General features: G+C 46.7%; 16 protein-coding genes. 11 read left to right on the forward strand and 5 right to left on the reverse strand.

What is annotated here, in order from left to right:
* The first annotated feature begins 198 nt into the window (after positions 1–198).
* Positions 199–2697: an S-layer homology domain-containing protein gene (locus BN1360_RS04445; RefSeq protein ID WP_068778686.1), complete on the forward strand. Its 2499-nt coding sequence runs from the start codon at positions 199–201 to the stop codon at positions 2695–2697.
* A 121-nt stretch (positions 2698–2818) separates the two neighbouring features.
* Here BN1360_RS04445 and BN1360_RS04450 read toward each other — a convergent pair whose 3' ends face one another.
* Both BN1360_RS04450 and BN1360_RS04455 read right to left on the reverse strand, forming a co-directional pair.
* A complete protein-coding gene (locus BN1360_RS04450; RefSeq protein ID WP_068778687.1) occupies positions 2819–3703 on the reverse strand; it encodes an aminoglycoside phosphotransferase family protein in 885 nt (294 codons plus the stop codon).
* Between the two features lie 51 nt (positions 3704–3754).
* Positions 3755–4276: a cupin domain-containing protein gene (locus BN1360_RS04455; RefSeq protein WP_068778688.1), complete on the reverse strand. Its 522-nt coding sequence runs from the start codon at positions 4274–4276 to the stop codon at positions 3755–3757.
* A 261-nt stretch (positions 4277–4537) separates the two neighbouring features.
* On the opposite strand from BN1360_RS04455, the gene BN1360_RS04460 reads away from it, so the two are divergent.
* Together BN1360_RS04460 and BN1360_RS04465 are read left to right on the forward strand one after the other, a co-directional pair.
* Positions 4538–5101 carry a hypothetical protein gene (locus BN1360_RS04460; RefSeq protein ID WP_068778689.1) on the forward strand — a complete coding sequence of 188 codons (564 nt, stop codon included), beginning with the start codon at positions 4538–4540 and terminating at the stop codon, positions 5099–5101.
* A 273-nt stretch (positions 5102–5374) separates the two neighbouring features.
* Entirely contained in the window at positions 5375–8308 is a 2934-nt protein-coding gene (locus tag BN1360_RS04465) for a glycosyl hydrolase 115 family protein (protein ID WP_082789929.1), read from the forward strand.
* Positions 8309–8379: 71 nt separating this feature from the next.
* Here BN1360_RS04465 and BN1360_RS04470 read toward each other — a convergent pair whose 3' ends face one another.
* Positions 8380–9345, reverse strand: a complete 966-nt coding sequence (locus tag BN1360_RS04470) for a helix-turn-helix transcriptional regulator (protein ID WP_068778690.1) — start codon at positions 9343–9345, stop codon at positions 8380–8382.
* 109 nt (positions 9346–9454) lie between these two features.
* Here BN1360_RS04470 and BN1360_RS04475 point away from each other — a divergent pair, with 109 nt between their 5' ends.
* The 5 genes from BN1360_RS04475 (at position 9455) to BN1360_RS04495 (ending at position 13807) form a co-directional block, all read left to right on the forward strand.
* On the forward strand, positions 9455–9934 hold the full coding sequence (locus BN1360_RS04475; protein ID WP_068778691.1) for a GyrI-like domain-containing protein: 480 nt from the start codon (positions 9455–9457) through the stop codon (positions 9932–9934).
* Positions 9935–9983: 49 nt separating this feature from the next.
* Positions 9984–10448, forward strand: coding sequence for a phage tail protein (locus BN1360_RS04480; RefSeq protein ID WP_068778692.1), 465 nt, complete (start codon positions 9984–9986; stop codon positions 10446–10448).
* 354 nt (positions 10449–10802) lie between these two features.
* A complete protein-coding gene (locus tag BN1360_RS04485; RefSeq protein ID WP_324254238.1) occupies positions 10803–11735 on the forward strand; it encodes a methyl-accepting chemotaxis protein in 933 nt (310 codons plus the stop codon).
* Between the two features lie 65 nt (positions 11736–11800).
* Complete coding sequence (locus BN1360_RS25835) at positions 11801–12004, forward strand: hypothetical protein (protein ID WP_229520805.1); 204 nt, start codon at positions 11801–11803, stop codon at positions 12002–12004.
* 438 nt (positions 12005–12442) lie between these two features.
* The gene (locus BN1360_RS04495) at positions 12443–13807 is read left to right on the forward strand and encodes an FAD-binding oxidoreductase (RefSeq protein WP_068778693.1); all 1365 of its coding nucleotides are present in this window, start codon (positions 12443–12445) and stop codon (positions 13805–13807) included.
* A gap of 120 nt (positions 13808–13927) precedes the next feature.
* Here BN1360_RS04495 and BN1360_RS04500 read toward each other — a convergent pair whose 3' ends face one another.
* Positions 13928–14506: a DUF4062 domain-containing protein gene (locus BN1360_RS04500; protein WP_068778694.1), complete on the reverse strand. Its 579-nt coding sequence runs from the start codon at positions 14504–14506 to the stop codon at positions 13928–13930.
* Between the two features lie 211 nt (positions 14507–14717).
* On the opposite strand from BN1360_RS04500, the gene BN1360_RS04505 reads away from it, so the two are divergent.
* Both BN1360_RS04505 and BN1360_RS04510 read left to right on the forward strand, forming a co-directional pair.
* On the forward strand, positions 14718–16109 hold the full coding sequence (locus BN1360_RS04505; protein ID WP_068778695.1) for an MATE family efflux transporter: 1392 nt from the start codon (positions 14718–14720) through the stop codon (positions 16107–16109).
* A 530-nt stretch (positions 16110–16639) separates the two neighbouring features.
* Complete coding sequence (locus BN1360_RS04510; protein ID WP_068778696.1) at positions 16640–18688, forward strand: methyl-accepting chemotaxis protein; 2049 nt, start codon at positions 16640–16642, stop codon at positions 18686–18688.
* A 194-nt stretch (positions 18689–18882) separates the two neighbouring features.
* Here the strand turns inward: BN1360_RS04510 and BN1360_RS04515 are convergent, their stop codons facing one another.
* Complete coding sequence (locus BN1360_RS04515) at positions 18883–19347, reverse strand: MarR family winged helix-turn-helix transcriptional regulator (RefSeq protein WP_068778749.1); 465 nt, start codon at positions 19345–19347, stop codon at positions 18883–18885.
* Between the two features lie 131 nt (positions 19348–19478).
* On the opposite strand from BN1360_RS04515, the gene BN1360_RS04520 reads away from it, so the two are divergent.
* The gene (locus BN1360_RS04520) at positions 19479–19979 is read left to right on the forward strand and encodes a CarD family transcriptional regulator (RefSeq protein ID WP_068778697.1); all 501 of its coding nucleotides are present in this window, start codon (positions 19479–19481) and stop codon (positions 19977–19979) included.
* Positions 19980–20251: the final 272 nt, after the last annotated feature.

A 20251-nucleotide genomic window follows, 5' to 3' on the forward strand; every position in this document is an offset into this window, starting at 1 on the left:
ATGTGACAAAATGATGACAACGGTCACTACTCAGCCATTTACATATTCACTATTATAGAAGGAATTAAGGTTCATATATGCTAAATGATCTGCCAAAAGAAGGGAGCTATTTAAAAGGAGAATAGACATTATTGTAGAATATACAAAAAAATAAATTTCTAAAATTTAAATTTATCTTGCTATTTTGGAGTGATAAAAGTGAAAATCAAGTTTACGAATATTTGTTCAATAATCATTTCATTTGTTATGGTGTTTGGATTGCTTCTCTCTACATCATTTTCAAATCAAACCGTACATGCAGATTCGCAAGAAGCGGATCTGAGTGTATCCGTAACCGTTAATGATTCTACCCCAGGTGTGGGGGATACGATTATTTATACGGTATCAATCATCAATAACGGACCTGATGCGGCAACAGGCGTAACAGTCTTTGCAGCCCTTCCTCCAGGATTGACCTATCTTAGCGCTACGTTTCCACAAGGGGTATTCAACTCTATGGGGTTATGGACAGTAGGAGACCTTGGATCTGCAAATACGCTAACGCTGAGGATTATGGCGAAGGTCACTTCACCTAGTATAAGCACGTTCGCTGCTTCAGTTCTTTATGCCGATCCATTTGACCCGGACCCTTCTAACAATTTGGCTTTATGTACGATCACCTCACTCCCATCCCAGGATGCTAACTTGAGCAGCTTAACGTTGTCGAGTGGAACGTTGAGTCCGCTTTTTGCGTCGGGCACGACAGACTACACGGTGAACGTGGCTAACAGTGTAAATAGGATCACAGTAACACCGACAACAAATGAACTCAAGGCGACGATGACGGTTAACGGAACGGCAACGACGAGCGGCTTAGGATCAGAGATCAATCTAAATGCAGGCAGTAACCCCATCACAATCGTGGTGACGGCACAGGATGGGGTGGCAACGAAGACATACACTTTAACAGTGAATCGGAATCCGCTAGCCGTACCGGAAGCACCGACAGACGTAACAGCAACACCCGGTGATGCGCAGGCAACCGTAACCTTCTTAGCACCTGCCGATGGCGGCGGTTCTGCTATTACAGATTATACGGTGACGTCAATTCCCGGAGGCATCCTAGCAACGGGAACGGACAGCCCAATTACGATCACGGGTCTGACGAACGGAACGGAGTATACATTTACGGTAACAGCAAGGAATGCTGCAGGGAACTCGGCAGCTTCATCTGCATCGAATCGTATTACTCCTAATCCAACCACGTTCACCGTGAGTTTCAACAGCAACGGTGGTTCAGCAGTGGATAGTCAAATGGTGAGCTTAAATGGCATAGCGACGGAGCCGACCGCCCCAACGAAGGCGGGTTATACATTTGATGGCTGGTACAGCGACGCTGCTTATGCCGTCAAATATGATTTTGTGAACACCCCGATTACAGGCAACACAACGATCTACGCCAAGTGGACGGAAAAGGTAGATAGTTCGCCATCAAGTGGTGGAGGAACGTCCGTACCTACCGTTGTCCAGCCAGTTAGCGATTCCAATGCCCAGCCGTTCAATCCGGATGGCATTGATACCACAAAGCCATCTTTCACACTCGAAGTGGCGCCAAAAAACAGTGTAGCTGGTGTCAGCATACCGGCAGACCTCTTGACGAGGCTGGAAAGTAAGAATCCGGCTTTTATCATTGAGATTAAGACCCCTTATGGGAGCTATAACATACCGGTCAATCTGGCTTCGCTCATTCCGGGATTGAAGGATTGGTTAGCCACAAACAACCTAACGACGAAGGATATCAGCTTCAAAATGACTGTAGCCGATAAGTCCGGCAACAAGGATATACAGGCGGCGTTTGCAAACGGCTTGCCAAATGGCAAGGTGATGGGAGTCGTTGTGGATTTCAGCATAGAGATCGTTAACACCAGGACTGGTCAAACCCTCGGAACGGCGGACAAGTTCAGCAAGGCGCTTGCCCGATTGATTCCGATGCCGAAGGATACGACCAGCATAACGGAGCGATGGGGTGCGTTCCGCTACAACGAATCCACGAAGAAGTTTGAGTTTGTCCCTGCTCGCAAAATACAGATCGACGGGGGATGGTACGCGTTGGTTAACTCCAATTCCAACAGCGTGTACGTCGTGGCACAAAATGCGGTAAGTTTTGCGGATGTACAGAAGCATTGGAGCCAATCCTATGTTGAGCTTGCTGCGGCGAAAGGACTGATTGACGGAGTTGGCGGCGGACAATATGAACCTGATCAAACAGTGACACGAGCAGAATTTACCGCCATGTTAGTCCGGGCATTGGGACGAGGCACATCTTCAGGCAGCGCGGAATCCTTTAGTGATGTCCAGCAAGGTGCTTGGTATTATGATGCGATAGCCAAAGCGAAGGAGTTAGGACTGCTGGATTTTGTGAAGGGCGACGGCTTCTTGCCCAACCAGTCCCTAACCCGGGAGGAAATGGCGAGCATGCTGGCCGCAGCGACAAAGCTTGAAGGGATGCCGAACACGAATAAGTTGGTTAGCCTGAAGGGTTATAAGGATTTGGAGAACGTCGATTCGGCTTACCTGGAGGATATCGGGCTGATGGTGACGCATCAAATCATGACAGGTACAAGCGCAGATACGTTTAGCCCTGATGGTGAGACGACGCGTGCGCAGGCGGCAGCCGTATTTATAAGGATGCTAAAAACGCTTGAAATGATAGACTGATGGGCTGGTAATCGGATTGAAAAAGGGGACAGGCGTCGATTTGTACGCCTTGTCCCCTTTTTTGAGGCATGTATGCAGCAGCGATCGTAGCCGTGGGGCCTGAAGCATTACGTTATCGCGATCAAGGTAATAACGATTGATAGTCTCGAATAATAACATCGATGACATGCTTCCCCCAATTTGAAGCATCTGAGCCTGGTTCATTCCAAGCGTAGCTGATGAGAGCCTTCCACAAAGCCCAACCGCGTGCGCGATGAACAGTATCCTGATCAAAGCCCAAGCGGCTTAAAAATATGTCGCGGCTTACATCATCAAAAAAGTTCCACGCCATCACCAGATCGCTGGAGGGATCACCAACGCCCATAGTCCCAAAATCAATGACACCGCACAGGCGTCCATTTTGCACAAGCAGATTGCCTACTGCCACGTCGCCGTGGAGCCAGAGTGGTGACGATTGAAAGCTCGTTGCAAGGGCAAGCTCCCATATGTCTGTTAAGAGCTTTGGATCATATTGGCCGGATAGCTTATCTATGACGGACCTTGTATCTTGATCGTAAACCGCCAAGTTGCCTCCGCGATGGAAGTTTTGCGGGCCGGCCGGGATGCCGCGGCTCGCATCGATCGCTTCCAGCTCTTTCAGAAAGCCTGCGAGGTCTTCGGCAAATCTGTTTATATCGAGGATATTGGCTTGCGTGACCGTATCGCCTTCGATCCATCGATTGACGGACCAAGGAAGGGGATATTCATTCGTCGGTTCCCCTTGGGCAATGGGAGCCGGAATGGGCAAGGACAGTAAGGGCTTGAAAATAGGAAGCCAGATCAATTCTTTTTCAACCGCCGAGGCGTAACGCTCATGGCTGGGCAGACGAATCGTCATCTCGCTTCCCAGCCGATAGGTGCGGTTATCATGTCCGCTTTTTTCTACGGGTACAATCTCTAAATCCCTCCACTCAGGAAATTGGCTAGTGATTAATTGGCATACCATTTCAGTATTAATCTCAATCATTTCATTCGCCTCTTTCTTCAATAGTAGATGGATCGGTCCGGCGGGAAGCAGCTACCCTGGAATCACTTCATAAGCCAGCTTCATGATGGCATCCTTATGTTGAGGATATTCAGCCAGAAGCTCGGCCTGTGTAAATAACTCGAAATCTCGAAACTCAAAGCCAGGTGACACCATGCACCCTACTAAGGAGAAGGCGTCTTGATCCGTAACAGATGAAGCAAAAATACTATTTTTAGGGACCAGCACTTGCGGGACTTCTCCCGCATCCAGGTTGGTTCCTAATTTGAACTCGGTATATTCCCCATTCTCATCGATGACATGTACCGTTAATGGACTGCCTGCGTGATAGTACCACAGCTCATCCGATTTTAAACGATGGAAATGAGAGATATTGTTGGAGTCTAACAAAAAGTAAATGCTTGTGTAAAGCAGTCTTGTTCCTTCAAAGGAGACAGACAGTTCCTGATCTGAAGTTTTTTCCCCGGATTCAAATGTTCTTTTGTAATATCCGCCCTCCGGATGGGGTTCGAGCCCAAGCTTGGTTATGTAATACTCCGCGTTGCGTTTATCCATGAAAGTATACCTCCCGATAGGTTGTGTGAATGGTTCACTTGATAATCTGATTTAATTATAAGCTTATTATTACTTATGATGCATCCATTTTCATTCAGGGAGTTAGGTGTGAACCTTTCTTCGGCTTAGCCTCTCATGCATGATGCCCCGGGGACCGGCTCGGGCAAGCGAAGAGGGCGTGTGTACATGCTGCATTCGCACAAGCAGGTAGTCCGCCCCCGGCGTACAATGAACCATAACCAGTGAGCGAGGTGAACTTCCATGGCACAATCCAAAGAGGTGCTCGCACAGGCCCAGCGGCTGCAGGGCCGCCCGGTATGCATCACCCTGCACAACGGCAAGACCTATATCGGCTACATTACTGGTGCCGACAGCAGCGGCTTGGCGCTGGCCAGTGCTGGAACTCAGCCGAGTATCTCATCCGGGAAGCAAGGCTCTCGTCCTAAGCAGGCTAGAGCTGGATCCCATGCCTCAGGCAATCGTTCTAGGAGCCGTAGTAGCGGCTCACGCAAGCCAGTTGCTCGTTCTCGATCGCACAGGCCTTCGGCCCGTTCCCGCTCCCGCAAGCCGGATGCCCAGATATCGGCCTTTCTTCCGATATTAGGCTCGCTGTTGGGAGGATTCGGCGGCGGGCTTGGCGGTGCTGGTGCGGGGGTGCTTGGCGGTGCGCTCGGCGGCGGCATGCGGCTATTTGGCATGATCCAGCGATTTGTCCCGGTCGTTAAGTTGGGATACGGTATGATCAGGTCTGTCCGTCCGTTTCTTGGCGCCGTCCAAGGTTTGATGACGCCAGCCCAGGCCATTGCGGCAGAAGAAGAATCATAATGGCAACAAGAGAGTGATTTATAAAAGAGGAGTCTGATCTTTAGCAGATCAGGTTCTTTTTTTATTGGGGAAGGAGCAGCGAGGATACCGGGAATGGGGATTACATATATAGAAGTCAATTCGTACCCCAAGTGAGCGATTATGAAAGATTATGGTAGATTTATGCTTGTAGTGCGCATATCTATTCAGCGCCAATCTATGTATACTGGCTGTAAATAAAATGCAGAGAGCATCAGCTGTAGGAGAAAACAACGACAGCAGAAGGGAGTTATTATGGAATTTACCATTACTCAAGAGATGCTTAAAAATGTAAGCGCTACAAATGGCGATTTGTCGACATCAGGAGCGTTATTTTATCTGGAAGAAGAAGCTTTCAGCGGTGTGAATAAAATTGCTACAAAGGTGATGCACGATGTAGAGCTGGTCTTTGGCTATGCGCCGCAAGCGACAACAGACAAAAACCAACTTGGGAAGTATGTTGTTCTGTATGGAACCGTGGATCACAGCCCCATGCTGCTTGAGCTTGAGGAGAAGAAACTGATCGATTTGTCAGACATTGAAGGGAAAAGAGAAGTATTCTTATTCCAAGTTATCGACCACCCTTTTGAAGGCGTTGAGAAGGCATTGATTATTGCAGGAAGTGATAAGCGCGGTACGATCTACGGTCTTTTTCATCTATCCGAGCGTCTTGGGGTTTCTCCGATGGTGGATTGGGCAAATGTGAAGCCAGAGTGGAAAGCCTCGTTCTCGTTGAGTGCGGATTTGAAATATATCTCTAAAGAACCGTCCGTTCGGTTTCGCGGCTTTTTTATCAATGATGAGTGGCCGGCCTTTGGCAATTGGACCATGAAAAATTACGGCGGCTTTAACGCGGAAATGTATGATCATGTTTTTGAGTTATTGCTAAGATTGAAGGGAAATTATCTCTGGCCTGCGATGTGGTCCGCTCGGTTTTATGATGACGGGCCTGGCTTGGCCAATGCCGAACTGGCGGATGAATATGGAGTCGTCATGGGGGCATCCCATCACGAGCCTTGTTTACGGTCGGGAGAGGAATATAAATATCTCCGCGGGCAGAATTCAATTTATGGTGACGCCTGGAATTTCATAGTGAACCGAGAAGGAATCACGAAATTCTGGGAAGACGGTCTGAAGCGGAGCGGGAAATTTGAGAGCGTCATTACTGTCGGTATGCGTGGTGAAGCGGATACGGCCATTATGGGGAGAGGCGCTACACTCGCTGATAATATTCAATTGCTGCGAGAGGTAATACACACACAAAACCGGTTGATCCGGGAAAATATCAATCCAGACCTGTCGGAAGTGCCAAGGATGCTGGCTTTATATAAAGAGGTGGAGCCTTTCTTCTATGGGGACGAACAGACACCCGGATTAATCGATTCCGAGGAGCTTAAGGATATCATTCTCATGCTCTGCGATGATAACCATGGTAATCTCCGAACCTTGCCTACAGAGGAAATGCGCTGCCATCCGGGCGGTTATGGGATGTATTATCATTTTGATTATCATGGCGGGCCCATCTCCTTTGAATGGATCAACAGCTCGTACCTCCCGAAAATTTGGGAGCAGATGACAATGGCTTACGACTTTGGAATCCGCGATCTCTGGATCGTTAATGTGGGTGATATTAGCACCCAGGAATTCCCGTTGTCCTATTTCCTTGATTTGGCCTATAATTTCGAAAAATGGGGAACCCATGCTCTTAATAAGACGGATCTATATACGAAGCTTTGGATTAAGCAGCAGTTCGCAGGCGTGTTCCATGAGGACGATATGGAGAAGCTGTTTAAGCTCCTGACAGGTTATACCCGGATTGCGCATATCCGCAGACCTGAACATATGAATGCAGAGGTATATCACCCGGTAAATTACAAGGAAACAGATCAATTATTAAGTCAGATCGATGACCTGTTGGATATGGCTAATGAACTCTATAAGACTGTAGATGAAGAGAACCTGCCGTCTTACTTTGCATTAATCTATTATCCGGCGGTAGGGAACCTCAATTTACAGAAAATGTGGCTATTAACCGCTAAGAATCATTACAAAGCCAAGCTGGGGGAGATGGAAGCCAACAAGCTTGCTGAGCAGATTCAGGAATGCATGCTAAAGGATAGGGAGCTTGTGGAGCAGTATCATGCCATAGATCATGGCAGGTGGTACGGTATGGGGCTTTCCGAGCATATCGGCTTCACCAGATGGAATGAGGATGAAGCCCGAAATCCGATCCTCATGAAGGTTATGCCGGCGAATAAACCGAGATTGGCAGTTACCGTAAATGGAACGACCCAGCGTAGTGAAGGAAGCTCATGGCATACCTATAAGCTATATATGAATGATTTTCTACAGCCGGATGTTGAGGAGGCTTCATTTACGATTTCGAGGATTAGCGATCTTCCCGCCGATTATAAAATCAAATGTCACCAGCCATGGCTAACCTGTTCCAGAACGAGCGGCAGTCTGGACGGGAAAGAGCAAGCAGCGGAAACCATTGATGTAAGGGTTAACCGTGGTGCGATGCACGACGAGACTGAAGGCCATATTTTAATAGAAATGCCACTAGGCAGCTGTACTATAGTCGTAAATGTGTTCAAGGATGACTTCAGTGAACTGCCTCAAATGACCTTTATCGAGGCGAATGGCTATATTTCCATAGAGGCTGAACATTATGCGCTTAACCAGGAAACGATTCGGCCCAATGGGGATGTTGGCAGATTCGAAGTGATTAAAGGGTATGGCAAAACATTATCCGCGGTAAAGGCTTATCCAACAACAGAATACTTTACTGCAGGCAAGGATGCCCCTTATCTGGAATATCTTTTTGCAGTAGAGGAAGGATTGTATGAGGTGGAGCTGTACATGCAGCCATCCAATCCAGTGACCCAAGATGGCTCGGTATTATGTGGGGTTCAAGTAAATGAGGGAGCTATTGACGTGATTAATACCCTTCCTGAAGGGTATCGGGTAGATGATGGCCATTGGGCACAGGGAGTGCTTAATCATATTCGTAGACACAGCACGGGGATTCATTGCCGGAAAGGACTGAATAAACTAAGGATTTATGCCGTAAGTCCGGGCTTTGTATTGGAGAAGCTGGTGATCTATCCGGAAGGCAAGCCACCTGCGGACAGCTATTTAGGACCTGTCGAAACATACTATACAGGCAAAAACGCTATTGATCATTAGTAAAGAACGAGAAGGGGGGAGTGCATGCTTCCCTCTTTTTTGGATGCACACCTAGCAGCAACCTGCTGCGATCATGCCAACCCCCAAATCTTGCGCCTCTCTTGCAGGGCTTGTAAGACTTCATCTGGCACTTCCCTGACCTTGACATCCTCCCCTAAAAAAAGCAGCCAATTTGTTAATTCGTTCAATTCTTCGGAATGATCGACGTGGATAAATGTTTTTAGAATGGCCGTAGTTTGAAAGGGGGTCGTATAAGAAATGGAAGCTTTCAAAGGGTGGTATTTCTTAAACTGGGCGATCGCCCTGGGACCAAGCTCAAGGATCAGGTTGATGGCTTCTTCCTGCTTGCTTAATTTTTCTAAAATCTTTTTTCTGCTTTCTCTTTTTTTCACAGAGTATGGTTCTACCTGGACGAGATTATCAACAGGAAAAATCCGCCGCTGCTCTTTCTTTAAGTCAAAGCCTTCAATGAGCCATTGGCTTTTTTCATGATAAAGGTGCAGGAGATAAATCGGATAAGAATTAATGACCTTCGCTTCCTGGAGGGTAACCAATAAATAGCTGTCTAAGAGAAGGACCTGAAAGAGGTTCTCCACCATAGGATGGGGCAGGTCCGAAAGATCAAGCAGATCGGGATTATGGGGGTTAGTTCCTTCAAACAGTAATAATTGATTTAAAAGGACCAGATCGTCCTGCTGGTTTTCTGAGATTAGGCCGAGTAATTTTTCGGTTAAGGATTGACGACTCTTCAGATAAGGGAGCTGCTGATTTCTAGTGGCCATAAAGGCGATAAAAAGGGCTTTAATTTCATTATCGGTAAAGCGCACCGTGGGAAGGACGGAGTTGTTCATCACAAAATAGCCCCCATCCCGCCCGGCTTCAGTGACAAGCGGCATCCCTAGGGCTTCAATTTCCCTAATATCTCGAATAGCTGTCGAACGAGAGATGTTAAATTCTTGCATGATTTCAGAAATAGTAAAGTGGGCACGATTGTTAATATACCGCATAATGATATTGATCCGTTCAACTTTTTTCATAGGGCCCCCTAAACAGTATCATTTTTTGACATGATTTAAGGCTATTATAAACCCATCAAGTGAAAAGACAAATCATTTGGTTCATTTAAAAAGGAGGATGGTTTTGATTATGGCACAGTATACGTTGGAAGAAAAAGAAAGCTTTATCGTATTAGGGATTGGTACGGAGCTGAAGAGCGATTATACAGACTTTGTGGGCATCAATAAGGAAAAGGCTGACTTTTGGTCGGCTATCGAGCAAGATGGAAGGCTAGCTACTTTAAAAGCCATCGCCACAAATGATTACATTTTTGCCGTGAACGAAGCGGTGAACAACAAGATGATGCATTATGCTGGGGTCCTGACAGAGGAGTCGCTGCCTGAGGCAACCAGGGTTATTCAATTCCCAAAAGGGGAATATCTGGTTGTAAAAGGAGAAGGGACCACGGCAAATGAGCTGAGTAATAAGCTTGCCGGGATTGCTTTTGGTCAGGTGCTGCCGGAGGCTAAGGATTTTGCCTATGTTGGTGGGCCCAATACAACGGTTCAGATGGGGCAACGAGATGGCCTGGTATATGGTGAAATGTGGATTCCGGTTGTTAATAAATAAAGAAATTAATTTATATCGCTCGTAAAAACTTTAAGAAGGAGGGATAAAAATGGCGTATATCGTTGATTTTAAAAAGGTGTCTACGGCGGGTTTAGAATCTTCCCCTGTAGCAGAGGCGCTTGCTGGATTACGTGCGAATGAAGCCCGTTATTTTATGAATAAATATAAGCATGAATTTACGGTCGTACCCGCTAGTGAAAGCCAGGAAATCCTAGATTATGTAAATCGAATTTTGAAAGAAGAACGCGATATTGAGTTTGCAGCAAAACCCTTGGAGACATCGCGGTTTCAAGTGGAAAACATTCTGTTTACCTACGTTTTTTATGAGGATGGCCTGGGGCTCAATGTGATGTATACGGTGGATGACCCTAAGAAGCGGGCCGTTGGTTTTAAGCTTTCCGAAGGGATGGAGGTTCCTAAGGAGTTAGAAGGGAAGTTTAAATTTGCCAGGCAGAAGTCCAAGCTTGCCGGCACCATCCGGGGCTCGTTCTTTGTAATTAAAGGAGAGTATTAATCGGCACCCGCTCGTGAACATGACGAAACTTTATCCCTTGAGAGATCCGGACAAATGGGTTGATGATTTATATCGGATCTTTCAGGACGGTGATCACAGCGAGCTGTAGAAGATCAAGGACACCTTATGGGGTGTCCTTGATCTTTTTCTATAGATGCGGCTAATGTTCATGCATGTTGAAAACCTGTCCTGATCGCTGAAGACGTGTTGGGGATTGCGAAACCTCTCAAAGGTCTTAGGCATACGCTGATGATGCAGGATGTAGAGGTATTGTAAAGAAACAGTTGGTAAACTGATATATTAGGATATTATTTATATATGAATCTCTATTGAACAGTGGAGGTAGACCTAAAAGTGGATGTAACCAAACAAGATGACGATGTTAAAAATAAACAGCTGATAACGAACGAATTGATCGTCAGAGCGATGGAGCGAAATCTGGCCGTGATCCGTTTTGACATTGATCGAAACGTGACCTATGTTAACGAGGTATTCGCCAGTGTGGTCGGATATTCCACCGAGGATATATTAAAGATGCAGCATCGCGACTTCTGTTTTGACTCTTTTGCTAACTCTCCAGCTTATGAGCGGTTCTGGAGTGAACTGCTTTCCGGGCAAAGCTTCCAGGACAAGATTGAACGTAAAAATGCCCGGGGGGAAATAGTGTGGCTGGAGGCCACCTATATGCCGGTATATGACGAACAGGAGTCGGAAGTTATTGGCATTCTAAAAATAGCAACGAATATTACTGAACGCCAGTTTAACCTGACCACCGTAGTTAAGGAACTGGAGAATACCTCTCAAGTGCTGAATCAGCGAGCGGAAGTGGGAATTAACCGGAGTCGGGAGCTGCTGTTGGGTGTGGACCGGATTGCGGAAATTTCAGAGGATAATACCCGGACTCTTAAGGATCTGCAGGAGCAGGCTAAATTGATTCAAGGGATCGTGGAGACGATCCGCAATATTGCCTCTCAGACCCAGCTTTTATCTTTAAATGCAGCTATTGAGGCAGCCCATGCGGGACCGTATGGCAGAGGATTTGATGTGGTCGCTAAGGAGGTGCGTAAGCTGTCAGGCGAGGTATCGGAATCCATTATCAAGATTCAGGGAACCATTGTTGGCATTACAAGGGAGATTACGGAGATTTCAGAAGGTATCAACCGTGCGGAATCCTCGATCGTAGAGAGTCAGAAGCAGATACGTGTGACCATGAAGGACTTCAACAGCATCGTTGCCTCCGCCCAAAAGCTAGATGAGCAGGCACAAAACGTAGCTGAAAATATTTAGACGTGTGTGTAGTGAATCGGGGGAAGGAATTGAACGAATCATTCTGGCTAGTCGTACAGTATCCAATGAAAAGTCCAAAAGGAAACCAGCGTGATTGCTGGTTAAGGGATAAAGTAAGGGAGTACCTGGAGATAGCTCTGGATGAAGCTCATTTAGGTTATGTAGATGGCTTTGATATGGGGAGATGCATTTCCGACCCGACTCAATATGTGCTTAATATATTTTGTGTCGTTGCAGAAGAGGAACGGGGCATCGCTAAAGAACTTTAAGAGAAGGCAGGCTGGATCATACCCGCATTAAAATTGCAACTAAGCCCTATGGAGAAGAAGGAACATACACGCTGAAATATGCGGCTAAAGAGGGCGACAGCGGTTTTTCATTATAGCGGAATTGATCTTATTAACATGTGATTGAGCTCTGGGCTTATCTCTGCTAGGAATGGGCCTGCCCATCATGAAGGATTTACTTAACCGAGGAACCGCTAACGCTCAGCAGGGACAAGTATGAAAGGCTTATTGGCCCGGTTGTTGCCACTGCGTTCCAGGAGGGAATTGTCTTGGAGGCCCTCGATAGTGAATTTGCTATTGGCGGTCTTTTTTGAATACCTCGCCTCTACAAGGCGGGAGCCGTTACCAGGTCAGTTGTCCCGACATAGGAATAAGCAGATGACAGTAGCTTACTCCTTGAACGAGGATGGTGGATAGTGAATGGCACAGAACCGGAAGCAGGCGCGTACTCGACTGACTGGTAAAATCGTGTTGCCGGGAAGCCCTTCTTACAACAGGGCCAGAATGGAGTACAACAGGCGCTTTTCCAAGTTTCCACGGGTTATTGTGTTTTGCAGACGAACGCAGGATGTAATCAACGCAGTGAAATGGGCACGTGAGCGTGGTGTACGGCTGCGAGCACGCAGCGGACGCCACAGCTATGAGGGATTCTCATCGGTGAATGGCGGGATTATTATCGATGTCAGCAAGATGAAGCAGGTGAGGGTGGACCGTAGGAGGAGGCTGGCCTATGTCCAGACAGGCAACCCGCTTGCACGCGTATACCAGAAGCTGTGGGATAAGCGTGTCGCCCTCCCGGCCGGGACGGCCCCTGACGTAGGAGTTGGCGGGCTAACTCTGGGAGGCGGGATTGGACTGCTGTCTCGTAAGTATGGACTGACCTGCGATAACCTCAAACAAGTGAAGATGGTTGTAGCGTCGGGACGGTATGGAGCAAAGAAGATCATTGCCAACAAAAAGCAGCACAGCGACCTGCTCTGGGCATCAAGGGGCGGCGGTGGAGGGAACTTTGGCATTGCTACGGCGTATACGTTCCGGGTCCGGCCGATAAGGACGGTCTCCATCTACAGTATCACCTGGAAATGGCGTGACTTGGAGAAGGTATTCCCGACATGGCAGCGCTGGGCGCCTTCAGTTACAAACCGCTTAACCTCGACCATTGAAGTGGCTGCCAAGCAGGTGGGAACGATCGTGTCGACCGGGCAATTGCTGGGTAGTGCAGCGGAGCTGCGGCGATGGATCAGACCTTTGCTGCGGACGGGAACTCCGGTCGAAGTGATGGTGCGAACCGTGCCTTTTATCGAAGCAACCCGTTTTTTCGCTGAGGGGGATCTGAATCTGGAGCCCAAGTTCAAAATATCCGGCGCTTTCGGGTATAGACCCTTGCCTCGTGAAGGGGTAAAGATTATCCGCGATTTCCTGTCTCATGCGCCGAATAAGCATTCTACCGTGTGGTGTCAAAGCTTAGGTGGCAGAGGGAGTGCGGTAAGTCGTGTATCTACGACGGCGACGGCCTACCCTCATCGGAAGGCAGAGACGATTTATGAACTCTCAGCACGTTGGAGGAATAGCGGCGAGCAGCGGCGGAATATTCAATGGGTGAAAAGGTTCCGCCGAGCTTTGCGTCCTTTCGTCGTCGGGGATTATGTGAATTTTCCCGACTTGCAGATCAAGAACTGGCCAAAGGCGTATTATGGGGTGAACTTTCCGAGATTGAAGCGGGTGAAGCGGAAGTACGATCCTCATAATGTATTTCGTTTTGCCCAGAGTATACCCGTAGATTAAGCTGCAGGTTTTAAGGGTCATGCTTGGCCCAGATTCAACCCCAGATAAAAACTGAAGCCCCCTTGGATAAGGGGGCTTTGTGTATGATTGTGGGCCATAAGGGAATTGGAATATCTCGTATTACGGGTTTGCTCGCTTCATTTCCTCTAACTCCGCCTTTAATTTAGCATTCTCCTCCAATAACCTCTGGACTTCCGGGAGATCCTTGCCGGAAAACCAGCCATGCAGATCGTCTCTTTTCCCATACTCAGGCAATTGATCGCGAAGAACCATTTGAATGTGGCGTATGTCGTCCACATGATAAAAAGGAATTGATTCTTGAACGGACTTCTTAAACTCTAGGTATTGCGGATAGTCTTCCAGTACAACAAAATCGTAAGGCTTTTCTCTTAAGGCCTCCTCTGTGAGGACAAAGGCAAATCTAGGCTTGCCAACTTCGCCGGCATATTCATATTCCCAATGGACATGGCTTTTTGAAACGTCATGAAGCATATTCCCATAGAGTCCGCCGAGAATTAGAATAAATATATCGGATTCATCGATCCATTTCTTCATCATTCCTAGCTGACGCAACTTAAAGAATTGCTCGATCCCGGCAGGGATATGGCCCGCCTTAAGTACGGACTCCACAGCTGTGTGCCTTTCCTCCATTAAATCGGGAAAAGTAGACGATATATAAACTTGTAATTTTTTTCTCATAGTCCACCTTTTGTTAAATGAAATATTATAAAACTTACCATTCCCTTCTTTTATATGTCAATCATTGAGCGGCAAATTCAGTGGGCAACCGATTTAAACGGAGTTAGACATTTGAGAGGGGAAGTAATTTTTTATGTTATAGACGTTTTTGCTAACACGCATTAAACTGGGGTAGATATAGAGAATTGACCTAATAGGAGCATGTGGAAACGTGACAAATACTGATCAAATTCCTTCATGGAAAAAACTGAGTCTCTTCGCTGTGACCTGGCCCATTTTCATCGATTCCGTACTTCGGATGCTGCTGGGTACGGTCGATGTATTTATGTTAAGCCGCGTATCTGATACAGCAACAGGGGCGGTCGGGTTAGCAAACGAAATTATCTTCTTCTGCATTCTGATGTTCGGCTTTGTCGGAATCGGCACGAGTGTGGCCGTGTCCCAGTATATCGGGGCCAGACGAGAGCAGGAAGCTAGCCGAATCTCGGCGTTAGCCATTACGATTAACCTGATCTTCGGGATCCTCGTCAGTCTTGCACTGGTAAGCTTCGGAGAACCTTTATTGCAGCTGCTGAATTTGAATCCTGAACAAATTGGCATTGCCAGCCACTATCTAAAGATTATCGGTGGCTTCATTTGGGTTGAGGCGCTGTCTTATGCGATTTCGTCGGTGATTCGCTCCACAGGACATACGAAGAGTGTTATGTATGTTACATTGGGCGTCAACATTATCCATATGACAGGCAATTATTTGCTTATATTCGGTAACTTCGGATTTCCACAATGGGGCGTTACGGGGGCGGCTGTATCAACAGTGATTAGTCGAATGCTTGGTATCCTCGTTCTTGTCGTGATTCTGTACCGTCGTATTCCGGCACCGATTCGGAATAAGGATTATGTGACCTGGAACGGTTCATATGTGAAGCAGATTATGAGCATTGGCTTGCCAGCTGCAGGAGAGCATCTCGCCTGGCAGTCGCAGTATTTAATGATCATCAGCTTTGTCAATATGATTGGCGTTGCGGCGCTGAATACCCATGTTTATGTGATGAACGTGTCGAACTACTTTATGGCGCTTGCGATGGCAATCGGATCCGGCACAGAGATCATTGTCGGACAAATGGTTGGTGCAGGAGAGAAGGACGCGGCTTACCGACGGCTTATCAAAAGCGTAAAAATCAGCTTCATATTGACTGTGGTTATTGTGGGTATAGCATCGTTATTCCGCTATCAGATGATTGGCATGTTTACGAAGGACCCTGATATCATTGCAGTAGGAGCGACTATTTTCTTACTATCCATCGTGCTTGAGCCAGGGCGAACCTTCAATACGGTGATTATCAATTCACTCCGCGCCGCTGGCGATGCACGTTTTCCCGTTATGATGGGTGTGCTCTCGATGTGGGGAGTTTCGGTTCCGCTCGCTTATGCGCTAGGCGTTCATTTTGGGTTTGGGCTGCTTGGGATCTGGATCGCTTTTGCGGTGGACGAATGGTTGCGCGGGCTCATCATGCTGCTTCGCTGGAGAAGTCGAGCCTGGGAGAAAAAGGCGCTCGTCAAGCCACTTTCTGTCTCGGACGTCGGCATCGAATCGCAAGCCTAGGCTTCCCGTAGGAAGCGTAGGAAAAGTCAAAATTCAGCTTATAAGAGCAGCAGGTTTCAGAAACTGGGCGAAGGCAAACCCTTTGGTATAGGGGGCCTTCGCCCTCTTTAGTAGGTTAGGCATGGATTTCCGTTAATTGAAAATTTTTCTGAAAAACGATGTCGAATAATATAAAAAAATGTTGAAACGCGTCCGATGAATAATGTATAAATGCATATTCTGAAGGTAATTATTTCCTCAAGTTAATGGCAAGGGGACTTCCGGGGGGCTGTACCAGCCGGATTTTTTTGATGGAGCGTGATTGAACCTTGAAGAAGGAGCTCTCTCGGGGGAAACGCCAGCGCCCTGCGATAATCAAGAGTTTGAGTCATATTCCTTGAAAAGAAGTTCAAATTGAACGGATCAATCATGGCCCTCCAATGCGATTGCAACGACCAGGAAAGAAGTTGTTCATGGACTGTTGAATTTATTTTCGGCAGTCCACATTTTATTCAGCAAGGTAATTTGCTACTTATTATGGAGGGTGAATGATGAAGAGTTCTGAATCTATTCAAAAATCAAAGCAAGGTTTTTTTAGCAAGATTGCGGATTTATTTATCGGTAAGCTAAGCAACAAAATCATACTCTTGTTTTTAGTTGTTGCACTTATCCCGCTGGTTACGACAACGACCTATATTTTTAACGAGTCTTCTTCCGCACTTATTAGCAAGCAACGGGAGAGTTATGAGAAGCTCGTCACCAGCACAGCCAACACCCTGGACCAGTATATCGGGCAACGGATGGCTGAGGTGAAGATTTTGGCTTCTACAACGGATATTAGGTCCACAGATGCTGCCGCAAAATCCAAATTTCTTAAGAACTTTGCGGAAAGCACCAAGGTGTTCGACGGAAATACCTTTACCAATGATCATGGGGTTGTAGCTTCAGATACGTTCGAGAGCAATATTGGAGTTGACCTTAATGAAAGAGGGTATATTAAGAGCGGGCTGGAGGGTAAAGACTCCTACAGTGAGGTTGTAGTTGCCAAATCAACTGGAAAGCGATCGATTATCGTCGCGACACCAGTAAAAGACGAGAATGATAAATTATTAGGGGTTCTTACTGGACTGGTTGACTTTGAAGCTTTCATGGAGAAATATACGCAGGATTTATACATTAACAATGGAGCGGGCTATCCGATCGTGGTGGACTCAAAAGGAATTATTCAGCTCCATCCGAATAAGGAACTCATCGGCAAGACGATTGGCGAATCGGGAGTTCCACAGGAGTTAGGGAATATTCTGCAATCCCAAGAGACAAGCTCAGGTTCTACTACATACAAAGACGGAGGCAAAACATTTATCGTTGTTTATGCTCCGCTGGCTCAATCGGGGTATGGCTTGTATCTTCACCTTCCACAGAAGGCCATAACAGAGCAGGTCGATGCCGTTAAAAGTAAAATGACGATCGTCATATTGTTGGTTGTGGTCGTCGTCAGTGTCATTGCTTATTTCGTTAGTCGACAAATATCCAGACCAATTATGGAGGTTGCCTCTGTTACCGGACGTGTATCCTCGGGGGATTTAACGGTGTCTGCATTAAAGACTCATGGCCATGATGAGGTCAGTGAATTGGCGCATTCCGTGAATACGATGGTGGAGACCCTGCGAGGTTTTATTTCGAAAGTCCAGTTTACGGCGGAGGAAGTGGCAACTTCGGCTGAGGAGCTGTCCGCAAATGCCGAGCAAACAAGCAAAGCGACCCAACAGATCGCTCTGACTATCGAGCATATGGCTGAAGGTACAGATCAGCAGCTTCAAGATGCCGAGTCGAGTGTTAATTCGATCAAAGGGGTAGCTGAAGATGTGCAGGAAGTTGCCGCGAATGCGCAGCAAGTGACGGATTCGGCTATCCGGACCTCCCGAACCGCTGGGGAAGGGAACGAGGAAATTCAGACGGTTATTACCCAGATGCATTCGATCAAAGATACGGTAACGCAAATTGCTGAAATTATATCGAATCTGGGAGCAAGATCAGCCGAAATCGAGGAGATGGCCAAAGTTATCTCCGATATGGCGACGCAAACGAATCTCCTGTCGCTCAACGCTGCCATTGAGGCCGCTCGAGCAGGGGAGCATGGCCGAGGTTTTGCCGTAGTGGCAGATGAAATCCGCAAATTGGCGGAGCATTCCGCACACTCGGCAGGACAGATTGGGCTGATGATCTCCTCGATTCAAAACGAAACCCAGCTTGCCGTTGAAGCGATGGACAAAGGAACGAAAGAAGTGGGTCTGGGCATTGAAGTCGTTGACCATGCGGGTAAATCGTTCGAAATTATACAGCAATCGATTAATGAGGTAGCGGCGCAAATCCAAGAGGTGACTGCGTATTCCCAGCAGATACAATCCAGTACGGGGCAAGCCGTTGAGATCGTTAGTCAAATCTCTGAAGTGGCGAAAAATTCGGCGGACGGCACGAAGGATATTTCGGCCGCAGCGGAAGAGCAATTGGCGTCGATGGAGGAAGTAAACTCGTTCTCAGTATCTCTGGCTAAAATGGCGGATGATTTGCAGAGCCTTGTGAAAGAGTTCAAGCTATAAAATAAAAAGAGGACCATTAATCTGGCTATAGATCAGTGGTCCCTCATTGGATGATTCCTGTATTGAACAGGAGTCATCTTTTTTATCGTAATCCATCGGGACTTTCTTCTCGGACCCGGACTTAAACATAGGATGTAACACGATCATCGGCTAGAACATTATTTTAAACGTAATTCAGGAAAAGACCCTGGTTTTTATCTGCTTTCATAAACTTGTAATGCTGAGGTGTCATCCAAGCCCCAATCCATATTCAGAATTTGCACAAGCTGATCCGCTTGCTCGGCCCCGATGGAGGCAATAATCTTTGCTTCAAGCGTTTCCCTAATGGCTTTGTTCTGTTCGAAGCATTCTTCGCCGAGCTGTGTAAGCTGGATGCATTTATCTTTGTTATTATGCTGCGCCTTGTTGATTTCGACCAGGCCTTTGGACTCCAAATTTTTAATAAACTTATGTGTAGCCTGGCGGGAAATTTCCATTTGCCTGGCGACATAGGATATGGTGACCTGTTTCTTGTAAATTCTCGCCATAATGAACCATTCTGAGTTGGATATATGGAGATCATGGCTTTGATGCCACAATTGGTTGTTCAAGCTGCGAAGACGGATATAAAGCTCACTGATCAGATCTAATAAATCCAGGTTATACAATTTTGAATTCATCAATATCATTCCTTTCAACTTATGCTCATTCAATATACAAAAGTCGCCTATCCATTGTCAACTAGGTTGACGATGGTGTATAATAGAGTAGTATGTCAACCTAGTTGACAAATGGCGAGGAGGACGACAGCATGTTTAAAGTGGGTCATTTGGTTATATATTCGGTACACGGCATATGCAGAATTGATAACATAAGTGAGAAGGAATTTACCGGGAAGCTGAAGCTGTATTATGATTTGCATCCGTTGAGCGACGATAATCTGAAGATCAGCACTCCGGTGGATAACCACAACTTGCTCATGCTTAACCTTATTGGACGAGAGGAAGCCAAAGAGGTCATCCAATCCTTTAGATCTCCGGGTACGGAATGGATCGAGAGAAATACGGAACGCAATCATACGTATTCAAAAGTTATTAGTTCTGGCAACCGGGAGGAGATTGCCAAAATTATTAATACACTTATGCGTCAAAAGCAAAAAGCCGAGAGAAACAATAAAAAGTTGAGCAATCAAGACCAGACCATGTTAACTTCAACTCGCAATATATTGTTCAAGGAGATTGCCATCGCTTTGGGCACTACGTATGAGGAAGTATTGGATGAAGTGAACGGCTTAATTGCGCAAAGCGCCTAATGGTTAAAATAAATAGAGATTCCCGTTTGCGATTAAAATACGGAACCCCAAAATCACTAATCCTGTTTCAGGGTTAGTGATTTTTTTATTCCGGACGAATTGAAGCATTACGGTCGCTGGTCCTGAAACCAACACCGATCAGGTTTTCTTATTAAAAGCGGACTTTAAGAACAAATTTTATAGGACAAACTGTCTTATAACTGTTAGGACACAGAGAGGAACTCGCAACAAAATTCTGTTAAAATCAATCCAACTAGAATTGATAGTTCGAA

The organism is Paenibacillus sp. GM2 (genome assembly GCF_900069005.2).
Classification (GTDB): Bacteria; Bacillota; Bacilli; order Paenibacillales; family Paenibacillaceae; genus Fontibacillus.